The following is a 13,574-nucleotide window of genomic DNA, read 5'->3' as shown; positions in this document are numbered from 1 at the left end:
GCCGCGCTGTCCCGCACAGTCACCAAAACGAACATTTGATGTTCGAAAGAACATTTTTACAATTTCCACAAGCCATCTGTCGTCCGACTTCAGCGCTGCCATGACCTGCCACAAAAAGCCCAATTCAATAGATATTTCAAGAAACTCAACCACTTAATCCATGGTTTTCCCTGGTGCACCGACGCTCAAGCAGTGATACGATGACTGACACTAAACGAAGCTAAATGTTCGAATTCGCGCATGCCTGCCGTCAGCGGCCAGTCAGCGGACACATTGGGTACGGAGACGATTTTGAAAACAATCATTGGTTTGCGCTGGTGGATCATCGCGCTCGTGTGTGCCGGGACGATCGTCAACTATCTGTCGCGCAACGCCCTCGGTGTAATGGCGCCTCAATTGACGCAGCTGTTGCACATGAGCACCAAGCAGTACTCGTACGTGGTTGGCGCATTCCAGGTCGGCTATACGATCATGCAGCCGGTATGCGGCCTCGTCATCGATCTGATCGGCCTGCGCCTGGGCTTTGCGCTGTTTGCCTGCCTTTGGTCGTTGACGGGCGTCCTGCACGGCTTCGCGAGCGGCTGGCTTTCGCTCGCGGCCTTGCGCGGACTCATGGGGCTGAGCGAGGCCGTCGCCATTCCGGCAGGCATGAAAGTGGTCGCGGAGTGGTTTCCCAATCGCGAGAAGTCCGTGGCGGTGGGTTACTTCAATGCGGGCACGTCGCTCGGTTCGCTGCTCGCTCCGCCTCTCGTCGTCTTCCTGTCGCTGAGATACGGCTGGCAAAGCGCATTCGCGGTGACCGGCGCGCTCGGCTTCGTCTGGGCCGCCGTCTGGTATGTGCTGTACCGCTCGCCGAGCGATCACCCGCGCATTGGCGAGGCCGAGCGCGAGACGATTGTCAGCGGACAAACACCGGGCGCGCCGCAGCGACGCAGCATCCGCGAAGTCCTGCGTACGCGCCGCTTCTGGGCGATCGCACAGGCGCGTTTCTTCGCGGAACCCGCGTGGCAAACCTTCAGTTTCTGGATCCCCCTTTACCTCGCGACGCAACGCCACATGGATCTGAAGCAGATCGCGCTGTTCGCATGGCTGCCGTTTCTGGCCGCCGACCTCGGCGGACTTTTCGGCGGCTACCTGTCGCCGTTCCTGATGAAGCATTTCCGCATGCCGCTGATCGCCTCACGAATCGCAGGCGTGGTGCTCGGCGCTTTCATGATGCTCGGACCCGCCTGCATCGGACTCGTCGCCTCGCCATACCAGGCAATCGCGCTGTTCTGCGTGGGCGGCTTCGCGCATCAGATGATCTCGGCGCTCGTCAACACCCTGGCAGCCGACGTGTTCGACCCCAGCGAAGTCGGCACGGTCGCCGGATTTGCCGGGATGTCGGCGTGGATCGGCGGCCTGGGCTTTTCGCTGCTGGTCGGCGCACTGGCCGATTCGATCGGCTACACGCCACTATTCGGCGCCCTCGGCGCGTTCGACCTGATCGGCGCCACCTTGCTGATCATTCTGATGCGCGGCGTCACTCGCGAAGCGCGTCCGCATCAAGTCGACAACCATGCCAGCCCCGCTGCGTGACCTCACTCGAAGACCCATCATGCGTTCATTGACGAATCTGAAACATCCACCGCGCTTTTCGGTGGCCTCCCATGCCGGCAATCACATCGTTCTCGCCGCGCAGGAAAACTGCCGGATTGAGTTGTTCGTTCTCGCCGACGACATCGTCCGTGTACTCGTGTTGCCGGATGGCGAAATGCACGGCCCGCGGACATGGTCCATCGCGCCGGGCGCCGACGACGTTCCGCTCGAAGGACGCGAACGCCGGGACGTAAGCGGTTTCACGCCGCCTCGCTTCGAGCTGGCGGCCGACGCCGAGCAGGTTGTCATTGAAACGGCACGCGTGCGTTTGACCGTCACACTGAACGGCGGATTCTGCGCATGGGACATCCTGCACGACGCGGCGTGGCATCGCGTGATGAGCGATCGCAAGACCCAGGCGTACAACTTCGGCTGGTGGGACGCGCGCGCGTATCACTACATTGAGCGTCGCAAGGACGAAATGTATGTGGGCCTCGGAGAGCGCGCCGGTTCACTCAACCGTGCGGACCAGGCCTACGAAATGCGCAACATCGACGCGATGGGCTATAGCGCGCGCACCACGGATCCGCTCTACAAGCACATCCCGTTCTACGTCACGTGGCAGTCGCAAACGTCGACAGGATTCGGCCTGTTCTACGACACGCTCGCCGATTGCCGCTTCGACATGGGCCGCGAGCTCGACAACTATCACGGTCACTACCGGCACTTCGTCGCCGAACACGGCGACCTCGACTATTACTTCATCGCGTCTGCGGGTACGCCCCTTCACGCGGTGCGCCGCTTTACGTGGCTGACCGGGCGCCCGGCCTGGATGCCGAAATGGGGCCTTGGCTACTCCGGCTCGACGATGAGCTACACCGACGCGCCCGACGCCCAGCAGCGAATGGGCGAATTCATCGAGCGCTGCCGCGAGCACGACGTGCTGTGCGATTCATTCCATTTGTCGTCGGGCTATACGTCGATCGGCGCGAAGCGTTATGTGTTCAACTGGAACCACACGAAGTTTCCCGATATCGACGGCTTCGTGCAGAGCTATCTCGGGCATGGCGTTCGTCTGTGCGCGAACATCAAACCCTGTCTGTTACAGGATCATCCGGCCTTCGACGAAGTGGCACGCGCCGGCCTGCTGATCGCATCGCGCAACGGCGATCCGGCATGGGTGCAGTTCTGGGACGAAGTGGGCGCATATCTGGATTTTACGAACCCCGCCACCATCGACTGGTGGAAAGCTCGCGTGAAAGACAGTCTGTTGAAGTACGGCATCGCGGCAACCTGGAACGACAACAACGAATTCGAAATCTGGTCGCCCGACGGGATCGCTCAGGGCTTCGGCCAACCGTATCCGGCACGCGAGGCAAAGGTGCTGCAAACGCAGTTGATGATGCGCGCCTCGCACGACGCGCAGCGCGAACATGCGCCCGAGCGTCGCCCGTTCCTCGTGTCCCGCTCAGGCGGGGTCGGCATGCAACGCTATGTGCAGACATGGTCCGGCGACAACTACACGTCGTGGGAAACGCTGCGCTTCAATCTGAAGATGGGCCTTGGGCTAGCCATGTCCGGCGTGTCGAACAGCGGCCACGATATCGGCGGATTCTCGGGTCCGGCGCCAGGCCCGGAGTTGCTCGCCCGCTGGGTCGCCTTCGGCATCTTCCTGCCGCGTTTCAGCATTCATTCATGGAACGACGACGGCACGGTCAACGAACCCTGGATGCACCCCGAAGTCACGCGACAGGTGGCGGATCTGATCAAACTGCGCTACCGGCTGATTCCCTACCTGTATGAGTTGCTGTGGCAATCGCACAGTGCCTATGAACCGGTATTGCGTCCGATGTTCGCCGAGTTCCCGCACGATCCGCGCTGTCTCGTCGACGGCGACGACATGATGCTGGGTTCGTCGATGCTGGTTGCACCGGTGGTCGAGGCGGGTCAATCGACGCGCGACGTTTATCTGCCGGCCGGCACGCATTGGGTGTCGTACTGGAGCGGTGAGGTGTTCGACGGCGGTCAGACGGTGAACCTGCCGGCTCCATTCGAACAGCCGGTGACATTGCTGCGCGAAGGCAGCGTGATTCCGTTGAACATCGCTGAACAGCACTTTGGCCGCCCCGCCGATGAACGTGCATTCATCGCTGTGCCGCACATCGGCACGGGCACCGCTCGCGGCGGTTGCGTCGAAGACGACGGTGAAAGCGAAGCCTGGCGCACGGGCGAGCAAGGCCGCTGGAATGTAGCGATTACAAGCGACGCGAGCACCTTGCGCGTTTCAGTCGCGCGAGAAGGCTGGATTCAGCAGCCGCAGCAAGAAGTCCGGTTGTTCGTGCCGGCAAGCGACGTGCGTGAGGCCGTTTGCACCGACGGCAAGCTGGTATCCGAGCACACGGCTGACGGCTGGCGATGTCTGACAATTTCCATCGCCCACTAGTCACGCATGCATCACCGACCTGTAGTGCAACACCCATATCCAATCCGGAGACCTGTTAGCCATGAACGCATTGAAGCGCGCGCGTACACGCGCACTCGTCCTCTCGTGCCTGCCGTTGGCGGGCACCGTGCTGTCGAACGGCGCGTCAGCGCAAAGTAGCGTGACGTTGTACGGCATCGTCGATAACGCCTTCGCCTACGCGAGCAACCAGAAGGGACACTCCAACTTCTATATGAGTCAGGGCAACTTGCAGGCAAGCAAGTTCGGCCTGCTCGGCGCGGAAGATCTTGGCGCCGGCACCAAGGCGATTTTCCGGCTCGAAAGCGGCTTCAACTCGCTGACTGGCGCACAAAGCAGCTCAGGCTACATTTTCAATCGTCAGGCGTATGTCGGACTGAGCAATGACAAGTACGGGACGGTGACGCTCGGCCGCCAGTACACACCTTACTTCCAGATGGTTGGCGCACTTGGACCAACAGGTGTACTAACGGGTGCTACAGGCGCTCACCCCGGCGATCTCGACGCACTCGACACCACGTTGCGCCTCAACAATTCGGTAACCTACCTGTCGCCGAACCTTGCCGGTTTGCAATTCAGCGCGCAGTACGGTCTGGGCGGCGTGCCGGGCAGCGTGGCCAGCGGCAGCCAGTTCAGCGCAGCGGCGCGCTACGACTACCAGCCGTTTGCGATCGCGGTGGGCTATGTGAAATTGAAAGACATCGCGACGAGCCAGGCGCTCGGCACTTATGCCGTCAATTCGCCGATCAACAGCGGCTATGCGACGGCGCGCAGCGCGCAGCTTTTTGCCGCGGCGGCTCGCTACACCCACCAGGACCTGATGGTCGGTGTCAACTATTCGAACGTGCAATACACGCCGGGCTCCGCTTCGCTGTTCACCGGCGAGGGTGTGTTCAATACGTACGGCGTGATTTCCACGTACAGGATCACGCCTGCTGTGACTGTCGGTGCGGGCTATAGCTACACACAGGCGAGCAAGGCGAATGGCATCGACGATGCCGCGCGCTATCACCAGATCTCGCTCGAGCAGACGTACAACCTCTCCACCCGTACCACGATATATGCGCTTGAGGCGTATCAGCACGCGAGTGGCAAGACGCTGGTGTCGGCGGGTACCAGGACGGGCATTACTGACGCCGTGGCTGTTGTCGGCGACTCGCAGAATACGACGCCGTCGTCGGGCCCGTCGCAATTCGTCGGCATGGTGGGGCTGCGGCACGCGTTTTGACGTCGACGGCGGCTTGAGTGCCGCTTCAGAGTGAGGGAAATTCTGGAGCGGAAAAAACAAAACCCCGCAGAGCCGAGACTCTGCGGGGTTTGCCGCCATTGCTGGCGGAGACGGAGGGATCCAGGATCCCCCCGCAGGGTCTTGTGCCACGGGCTTCCGCGCAAATAGCGCTTCGCCTACCCATACTCGTACCCATACTCAAAAACGCCCGCGACAGCCTCTATATGCCGACCCCGAACATAATTAGGGCCAAATTAAGCGTCGCACGGCACCTTGACCGCCCGCTACTGGCAGTCACCGATTAATTTTACCCGATCCTGATATGAAGTCGATCGCGGTATCGAACACCTCGTGCGCCTTTCTGTAGAGTGACTCCGTCGCCGCCCCGGCCATAGCAGCTGAACTCATCCCCGAAAGACCTGGCCAGGTGGAGGCCGCATGCGGCCCCCACGATCGCGCTCGCCGCGCGGCGGCTCATCCCGATCAAACCCGCCCTCGTTCGCATGGAAGCTCTCCGATACGCAGGTGGCGGCCGTCGTGACCTATGTGCTCAATTCGTGGGGCAACGCTGCGCCAGCTGCCACCACTAACGAGGTGACGAAGGCGCGCAAGGCGCTCAGCGCGCGTCCGCAGCTCATCATTGTGCGCCCGCACTCCTGATGTCCCTGCCATGGCCGATGGCATTCCGTCCGCCCACGAACGCAGATCTCGACGGCGCGCCGGGCAGGCATGCGAAAGACCAGGCGGCAGAAAACGCTTTGCGCTACTGGCCGAAAAGCCTTGCAATGCCCCCGTCGATATGAGCCCGCATGGCCGTGCGGGCACCATCAATGTCCCCGGCATCAATGGCGGCGAGGATATGCGCGTGCTCTCGCACCACCTCCTGTCGACGAACGTCAAGCGGGCGGCCTGCCAGATCCCTGACCAGACGGATGCCGAAGTTCATCTGCTCGGACAATGCCGCGAGTGTATGGGCGAAGAAGCGGTTGCCCGTCGCCTGGGCCACCGCCATATGGAACGCGATGTCCTGTTCCGTCCCCGCTTCTCCAGCGGCAATTGCCTGCTCGAGCCTTTGATGCGCCTTGCGCAGCCTTGCAAAAGCCACCCGGTCAGAGGCCTGTGCCGCACTGGCCGCACATTCACCTTCGAGGCTGCGCCGGAATTCGAGAAAGCTCTTCACGTCGGGAATGCTGGCCAACGTCGAGAAAGCCAGGGCCTGGGAGGCGGCGATGCCGTCATTCACATAATTACCGGAGCCCTTTCTCGAATAGATCCGGCCTTCCGATCGCAAACGGGATAGCGCCTGCCGCAGCATCGGTCGTGAGACGCCGAAGCGCTCGGCCAGCGTCTGTTCCGCCGGCAGCTTCGTGTGAGGAACGAATTCCGGATCGCTTAACAGCGCAAGCAACTGATCGTAGGCATATTCGTCCCGCGTATGACTGGGAACATTCGGCGACGTGCGGATCGAATACATGGCATTTCCTCCAGGACAAGCTGTCAGACAGCATAGCAAATAAGTTTGACTGGATACAGAGGCGACGACAGAATCCGCGCATCCGTCCTGAAATGTTGCTCATACTGTCATGCCTCGAATTACCGCCCTGCGTACCATCCGACTGCCCGAACGCCCGAAGCTCATCTGGGTTGAAGTTGAAACGGAGGACGGTCTCACGGGTCTCGGCGAAACCTTTCGCGGCGCCCAGGCTGTAGAGGCGGTTCTTCACGAGCAGACTGCTCCGGCAATCATCGGGCGGGCAGCGGAAAACATCACCTCGATTTCCAGTGAGTTACTGAATCCGTATGTGGGCTTCGGCAGCAGCAGTGCAGAGGTGCGTGCTGCCAGCGCAGTCGACATCGCTCTCTGGGATCTGGCGGGCCAGCGCGCGGGCGTTCCGTTGCATGTCGCCCTCGGGGGCGCGGCACGCGATCGCGTCCCCGTCTACAACACCTGCGCTGGTTACGACTTCAATACGTCACTGGGCGGCCGCCGGTCCATCGGATCTGCTGAGTTGAGCACAGGACCGTACGACGATCAGGTCGCCTTCATGCGCGATGCCGGTGTACTGGCGGAAAGCCTCGTGGCCGAAGGGTATGCCGCGATGAAGATCTGGCCATTCGATGATTTCGCGTCGATCACGCCGCACCACATCAGCCTCACTGACCTGAAAGATGGCCTGGAGCCCTTCCGGAAGATTCGCGCAGCGGTCGGTCAGCGCATTGAGATCATGTGCGAACTGCACAGCCTGTGGGGCACCCATGCCGCCGCGCGTATCTGCAATGCACTGGCGGACTACGGGGTCCTGTGGGTCGAAGACCCGATCGCGAAGATGGACAACATTCCTGCGGTTGCCGATCTGCGGCGGCAGACTCGCGCACCGATCTGCGGCGGCGAAAATCTCGCCGGCACCAGGAGGTTTCACGAAATGCTCTGCGCCGACGCAATCGATTTCGTCATGCTCGACCTGACCTGGTGCGGCGGACTGAGTGAAGGACGCAAGATCGCCGCGCTCGCAGAAACACATGCCCGTCCGCTGGCGCCGCACGACTGCACCGGCCCCGTCGCCCTCATGGCAGGTCTGCATCTGGCGCTGCATGCCCCCACCGCAATTTTCCAGGAAGTGGTCCGTGCGTCACTCGCAACCTGGTATGCGGACCTCGTCGACCACCTGCCCGTGATTCAGGAAGGTATAGCCTTGGCACCGACCCGGCCTGGATTGGGTACTGCGCTCCTGCCACATGTCAGGAAGATTGCGGGCGCAGTCGTACGGGAAAGCGGGAAGCCCCGATAACCTTGTCTGCGGGAATGGGGTGGCAGCCCCACGCGGCACACAGGCGATCGCCAGAATCGCTGATCAACAAGCGGCAGCAACGCCAACAGGAATTCATTCAGGAGACAGGACATGCTATCGAGGGTAACAATTGTGGTCGGAGTCACCGCACTCTATTTCGCTGTCGTCGCATTTATCGGCTATAGCGTGCGCCGACAGGCATCTACCAGCACCGGATTCACGACGGGCGGCAAGCCCTTCTCCCCCATTCTGATCTCCGCCCTGATGCTGTCCGAGTTCATTGGAAGTTCCGTGAGTATCGGGACCGCGCAAAAGGGCTTTGAGGAGGGGATATCGGCAGCGTGGAATCTCGTGGCGCTGGCGATCGGCTTTCTGTTGCTGGGTTTGCTCCTTGTTGGCCGCTACCGGCGCACCGGACTGAACACCATCTCTGCAATTCTTGAACAGACCTACGGCCGAGGTGTCCGTTACGCGGCGTCGGCTCTGACGATCTTTTCACTGAACGTCGTTGCGGTGGCACTGTACGCTGCCGGTGGCGCGGTGCTCGGCACGGTTCTCGGAATCGGGCATGGAATTGCGACGGTGATCGTGGGTCTGGTCGCGATCTTCTTTGTGACCGTCGGCGGCTTTCGATCAGTTGTCTATACGAACACCCTGAATGCTGTCATCAAATACCTGGGGATTGTGCTTGCTCTCGCCTTCGCACTGACGCAGGCAGGTGGCTATGCGCATCTGCAGGCCATGTTGCCAGCCCGGATGTTCGATGTCTCTGGAGTCGGGGTATCGCAGATCGTCGCGTGGATGATCGCCGGCATCGGATCCATCTTCGCGACACAGTATGTGATCCAAGGGGTTGTCACGACCCCGGATGAGCGCGGCGCACGACGCGCCTGCTACTACGTCGCCACGTTGATGATCCCGTTTGGCATCATCGTGGCGCTCATCGGTGTGTGCAGCGCGCTTCTTTATCCCTCGATCAGGTCGGTTGATGCCTTCCCGTCGATAATCGCGCACATGCCGCCATTCGCTGCGAGCATCGTTGTCATCGGCCTGGCTGGCGCACTCTTTGGCGGCATTTCTGCCAGCACGATCGCGTCCAGTACCCTCCTGCTGCGTGACTTTTACGAGCCATTCTTTAAACGCTCTTCCGCCGATCGGGGATCACTACGGTTCATCCGTATTGCCACCATCGTCATCGGCCTCATACCGCTCGTGCTCGCACTGTTCGCAAGCAAGATTCTCCTGATCGCGTTCCTTGGAAAGTCGCTGCGTGCCACGCTTGCGGTTCTGATTCTGCTGTGCTTCTACGCGCCGCGGTTTGGTACGACTCGCGGCGCACTGACCGGCATCATCCTGTCGATCGTCATCACGGTCACGTGGTTCCTCGCCGGCAATCCGTTCGGAATCGACAGTTCGTATTTTTCCCTTGCCGCGCCCGTTGCCGCCATGGCCATCAGCCATGTTTTCAAGTCCCGTAGCCGTGAAACGCCGGCAGTAACCGCCCGTCACCCGTAACATCAGGACCCGTCGCTATAGCCATGCATTCATCCCCACCTCAGGCACATTCCCAGGCCCTCCACGTACTTGTCGCGGGGCCGCTTTCGCCCGATCTCGTATCGGGGCTGGATGCGCTTTACGAAACGCGCAAACTCTGGCTGGAGCCTGACCAGACTGCTTTCCTGCAGACACACGGCCCGAGCGTCGACGTGCTCGCAACGAGCGGAATTTTCGGTGCAGATGAGGCGCTCATGAACCAGCTTCCCAACCTGCGGCTCATTGCAAGCTTTGGCGTCGGCACGGATCCAATTGATCTTGATGCGGCGCGTGCCCGCGGCATCGTGGTCACCAACACGCCCGACGTGCTTAACGAGTGCGTTGCCGATACAGCGTTGGGCCTGCTCCTCGCATTGGCGAGACGCATCGTGCAATCGGACCGGCTGGTTCGGGCGGGCGAATGGACAGCGGGGCGAAAGATTCTTGGCACCAAGCTCGGAGGAAAGGTGTGCGGAATCGTTGGGTTTGGCGGCATCGGCCGGGAGATCGCAAAGCGTGTAACGGCATGCGGAATGCGGGTCGCCTATTACGGTCCGACGCGCAAGAACGATGTCCCATACCTCTGGTACCCGTCACTCGTCGGTCTGGCGCGTGACGCCGACGTGCTCATTCTCTCATTGCCTGGCGGAACCGCAACACACCATGTCGTTGATACCACTGTGCTTCAGGCACTCGGCCCCGACGGAATGCTCGTCAATGTCGCCAGAGGATCCGTTGTCGACGAAGCGGCACTCGTGAGCGCACTGGAACAGGGAGCCATCCGCGGCGCAGCGCTTGATGTGTTTGAACACGAGCCAGAAGTTCCATCGGCACTCTTTTCGCTCGACAACGTTGTACTCACCCCGCATATCGGAAGTGGCACGAGCGAAACCCGTGAGGCGATGACGCAGCTGGTCCTCGCCAATATTGCGGCGTTCGCGGCGGGTCGCCCCTTGCTATCACCCGTGCGCTGACCGAAGCCGCACTTTTCCCCTTGATTTGACTCGCTACAGGAGATAAACCATGACCACACCCCAGGAACTCAAACAGATCGTCTCGGACGGGCTGCTTTCATTTCCCGTCACTGACTTCGACGCCGCTGGAGAATTCCGCCCCGGGACCTACGCCGGACGTCTGGAATGGCTCGCCCCCTATGGCGCGACGGCGCTTTTTGCCGCAGGTGGCACGGGCGAATTTTTTTCCTTGACCAAAAATGATTACTCGAATGTCATTCGCGTGGCAACCGAGACCTGCAGGGGCAAGGTTCCCATCATCGCCGGCGCGGGTGGTCCGACGCGGGTGGCGATTGAATACGCTCAGGAAGCGCAGCGGCTCGGCGCGAATGGCATCCTGCTGATGCCGCACTATCTGACCGAAGCAAGCCCCGACGGGATCGCTGCGCATGTGGAAGAGGTCTGCCGATCGGTGAAGAATATCGGCGTGATCGTCTACAACCGGGCAAACTCGCGGTTCAATGCCGACGTTCTTGAACGTCTTGCGGATGCATGCCCGAACCTGATCGGTTTCAAGGATGGTGTCGGCGAAATCGAGAACATGGTCACCATCAGGCGCCGCCTTGGCGATCGCTTCTCGTATCTCGGAGGACTGCCGACCGCTGAAGTTTACGCAGCCGCATACAAGGCGCTCGGCGTACCCGTCTACAGCTCGGCAGTATTCAACTTTATCCCGCGCACGGCGATGGAGTTCTATGGCGCAATCGCGTCGGATGACCACGAGACGGTGGGCAAACTGATCGACTCGTTCTTTCTCCCCTACCTGAAAATCCGCAACCGCGTCGCCGGCTATGCCGTCAGTATCGTCAAGGCAGGCGCAAAGCTGGTCGGCCATGATGCAGGTCCGGTACGTGCCCCGCTGTCCGATCTCACGAACGAAGAGCTTGAGCAGCTCGACGCCCTCATCAAGGCGCTCGGACCGCAGTAGTCCGGTCGTGTTACCTCCGCGAGGTATCAGACCTGGCACCGCGCGAAACATCAGACAACCGGACGTCCTGTTCCGCGGGCTGACATGGCCGGGATAGCGGGAGGGTGAGCCTCTTTTGAGCCACGGGCTGTACGGGCATGTACGAAGACCCGCCCTCCTGCGCCGGACAGTTTATCCGGAAGAGGGTTGGGGATTCGGCCATGAGCACCGGACCAGAGCCAGATAGTGCATGTGGCCAAAGAAACGATGCACTTTCATGTCGATAGTCATGCGCGTCATCGTGGTCCGCCCGCTGCCCACGCAGGCATAGTTGCCGCTGCTTTCAGGAATTCCCGGCCGTAATGACCATGCCCTGCATCTTGCACACTGAACCGGTTCGATTCAACTTATCCTCAGACGGAGTTTTTTCATGAAAATCACAGGAGAACTATTGATTGGCCGCCGGACGGTCATGGGAGCGGACGGAGGAATAACAGCCTTCGATCCCGCTCAAGGCGAGTCCATCCCTGCACCTGTCTTTGGTAATGCCTCAGCTGCGCAGGTCAATGAAGCGTGTGAACTGGCTGCTTCGGCGTTTGATGCATACCGTAATCTGCCCTTCGAAGTGCGCGCAACATTCCTTGAGGGCATTGCGGACGGCATTGGCGAACTCGGCGACGCCCTTGTTGAACGGGCACATGCGGAGTCAGGATTGCCCAGGCAGCGCCTGGAAGGAGAACGCGGCCGCACGATCAGTCAGCTGAAGCTCTTTGCGAAGGTTGTGCGTTCGGGGGCGTGGCTCTCCGCAACACTGGATTCGCCTCTGCCGGAACGCAAGCCGCTCCCGCGGCCGGATCTTCGCATGCAGAAGATTCCTGTGGGTCCGGTAGTCGTTTTCGGCGCAAGCAATTTTCCCCTCGCGTTTTCCGTCGCGGGTGGCGACACTGCGGCCGCGCTCGCCGCAGGCTGCCCAGTGATCGTCAAGGCACACCGCGCGCACCTGGGTACCGCGGAAATGGTTGGTCGCGTCATTCAGCAGGTCGCAGATGCCATGAATCTTCCGGATGGCGTGTTCTCGCTTGTTATCGGCGCTGGCGCCTCTGTGGGAGAGACGCTGGTTTCGCACGCTGCGGTAAAAGCCGTTGGTTTCACAGGCTCGCGCAGCGGTGGAACTTCGCTGATGCGCGTCGCCGCCGCGCGTCGTGAACCGATCCCCGTCTATGCCGAGATGAGCAGCATCAACCCCGTGTTCCTGTTGCCGGCTGCGCTCGCTGCACGCAGCGACGAAATCGCCCGTGGCTTTATCGATTCGCTGGTGCTGGGCGCGGGCCAGTTCTGCACCAATCCCGGACTCGTCATCGGCATCGATGGTCCTGCTCTGCGTCGGTTCATCGATTCGGCCACTGCACAACTCACCAGCCGTGTGGCGCAAACCATGCTGACGCCGGGGATCCACGAGGCATGGCTCGACGGGAACGCCAGGCTTGCTGCAACCCCCGGCATTCGCGCCGCCGGCCACGGCCTTGATACTTCCGGTCCGAATCAGGCTCGTGCGGCACTCTACGCGACCGATGCCCAAACCTTCCTCTCGACCCCGGCGGTCGAGGACGAAGTATTCGGTCCGGCGTCGACGATCGTGTGTTGTGCAAACGAAGCCGAACTTCTGGGATTGACAGAACATCTGGCCGGACAGCTGACGGCCACCATTCACCTTGACAATGCCGATACCGCCCTCGCGCGACAACTGCTTCCGGTCCTTGAACGCAAGGCGGGACGCATCCTGGTCAATGGATTTCCAACCGGCGTCGAAGTGTCGTACGCGATGGTCCATGGCGGGCCGTATCCGGCAACTTCCGACAGCCGGGTCACGTCTGTAGGCGCATCGTCCATAGAACGCTTCCTTCGTCCGGTCTGCTATCAGGACCTCCCCGCTGACCTGCTGCCAGAAGCCCTTATCGACACCAATCCGCTCGGACTCTGGCGCACACGTGATGGAGAAGTTGTCCGGGCCTGACAGGACCGCGCAGCGGAGCGAACCGCGCTCCGCGTGCGGCTTGCGCAGGAG

The 13,574-nt window shown here is 61.1% G+C and carries 10 protein-coding genes; 9 read left to right on the top strand and 1 reads right to left on the bottom strand.

The genetic code is table 11. The annotated features are described in order from the left end of the window. Nucleotides 1-291: 291 nt before the first annotated feature. The 4 genes from HWX91_RS18320 to HWX91_RS18305 all read left to right on the top strand — a co-directional run bounded on the left by HWX91_RS18320 (nt 292) and on the right by HWX91_RS18305 (nt 5,927). Nucleotides 292-1,578: an MFS transporter gene (locus HWX91_RS18320; RefSeq protein WP_028199418.1), complete on the top strand. Its 1,287-nt coding sequence runs from the start codon at nt 292-294 to the stop codon at nt 1,576-1,578. 19 nt (nt 1,579-1,597) lie between these two features. Then, entirely contained in the window at nt 1,598-4,021 is a 2,424-nt protein-coding gene (locus HWX91_RS18315) for a glycoside hydrolase family 31 protein (protein WP_028199419.1), read from the top strand. Between the two features lie 61 nt (nt 4,022-4,082). Then, entirely contained in the window at nt 4,083-5,267 is a 1,185-nt protein-coding gene (locus HWX91_RS18310) for a porin (protein WP_028199420.1), read from the top strand. Nucleotides 5,268-5,705: 438 nt separating this feature from the next. Beyond that, nucleotides 5,706-5,927, top strand: coding sequence for a c-type cytochrome (locus HWX91_RS18305; RefSeq protein WP_081833137.1), 222 nt, complete (start codon nt 5,706-5,708; stop codon nt 5,925-5,927). A gap of 103 nt (nt 5,928-6,030) precedes the next feature. Here HWX91_RS18305 and HWX91_RS18300 read toward each other — a convergent pair whose 3' ends face one another. Then, nucleotides 6,031-6,741 (bottom strand): FadR/GntR family transcriptional regulator, encoded by a 711-nt coding sequence (locus tag HWX91_RS18300; RefSeq protein WP_042275563.1) that lies wholly within the window; start codon nt 6,739-6,741, stop codon nt 6,031-6,033. Nucleotides 6,742-6,850: 109 nt separating this feature from the next. Here HWX91_RS18300 and HWX91_RS18295 point away from each other — a divergent pair, with 109 nt between their 5' ends. The 5 genes from HWX91_RS18295 (at nt 6,851) to HWX91_RS18275 (ending at nt 13,523) form a co-directional block, all read left to right on the top strand. Beyond that, nucleotides 6,851-8,056 (top strand): mandelate racemase/muconate lactonizing enzyme family protein, encoded by a 1,206-nt coding sequence (locus tag HWX91_RS18295; RefSeq protein WP_028197596.1) that lies wholly within the window; start codon nt 6,851-6,853, stop codon nt 8,054-8,056. Between the two features lie 111 nt (nt 8,057-8,167). Further along, nucleotides 8,168-9,571, top strand: coding sequence for a sodium:solute symporter family protein (locus HWX91_RS18290; RefSeq protein ID WP_028197595.1), 1,404 nt, complete (start codon nt 8,168-8,170; stop codon nt 9,569-9,571). A 23-nt stretch (nt 9,572-9,594) separates the two neighbouring features. Then, nucleotides 9,595-10,563, top strand: coding sequence for a 2-hydroxyacid dehydrogenase (locus HWX91_RS18285; protein WP_028197594.1), 969 nt, complete (start codon nt 9,595-9,597; stop codon nt 10,561-10,563). A gap of 49 nt (nt 10,564-10,612) precedes the next feature. Then, complete coding sequence (gene kdgD / locus HWX91_RS18280; RefSeq protein WP_028197593.1) at nt 10,613-11,530, top strand: 5-dehydro-4-deoxyglucarate dehydratase; 918 nt, start codon at nt 10,613-10,615, stop codon at nt 11,528-11,530. A gap of 409 nt (nt 11,531-11,939) precedes the next feature. Then, complete coding sequence (locus HWX91_RS18275) at nt 11,940-13,523, top strand: aldehyde dehydrogenase (NADP(+)) (protein ID WP_028197592.1); 1,584 nt, start codon at nt 11,940-11,942, stop codon at nt 13,521-13,523. Nucleotides 13,524-13,574: the final 51 nt, after the last annotated feature.

Origin of the sequence: Paraburkholderia fungorum (genome assembly GCF_902833645.1) — a bacterium.
GTDB classification, from domain to species: domain Bacteria; phylum Pseudomonadota; class Gammaproteobacteria; order Burkholderiales; family Burkholderiaceae; genus Paraburkholderia; species Paraburkholderia fungorum.
The sequence above is the reverse complement of the archived record's forward strand: the minus strand, read 5'-3'. Positions and strand labels throughout refer to the sequence as shown.

Coding starts and splice junctions, on each gene's coding strand:
- HWX91_RS18315 (WP_028199419.1), top strand. CDS start 1,598: ATGCGTTCATTGACGAATCTGAAACATCCACCGCGCTTTTCGGTGGCC.
- HWX91_RS18310 (WP_028199420.1), top strand. CDS start 4,083: ATGAACGCATTGAAGCGCGCGCGTACACGCGCACTCGTCCTCTCGTGC.
- HWX91_RS18305 (WP_081833137.1), top strand. CDS start 5,706: ATGCGGCCCCCACGATCGCGCTCGCCGCGCGGCGGCTCATCCCGATCA.
- HWX91_RS18300 (WP_042275563.1), bottom strand. CDS start 6,741: ATGTATTCGATCCGCACGTCGCCGAATGTTCCCAGTCATACGCGGGAC.
- HWX91_RS18295 (WP_028197596.1), top strand. CDS start 6,851: ATGCCTCGAATTACCGCCCTGCGTACCATCCGACTGCCCGAACGCCCG.
- HWX91_RS18290 (WP_028197595.1), top strand. CDS start 8,168: ATGCTATCGAGGGTAACAATTGTGGTCGGAGTCACCGCACTCTATTTC.
- HWX91_RS18285 (WP_028197594.1), top strand. CDS start 9,595: ATGCATTCATCCCCACCTCAGGCACATTCCCAGGCCCTCCACGTACTT.
- kdgD (WP_028197593.1), top strand. CDS start 10,613: ATGACCACACCCCAGGAACTCAAACAGATCGTCTCGGACGGGCTGCTT.
- HWX91_RS18275 (WP_028197592.1), top strand. CDS start 11,940: ATGAAAATCACAGGAGAACTATTGATTGGCCGCCGGACGGTCATGGGA.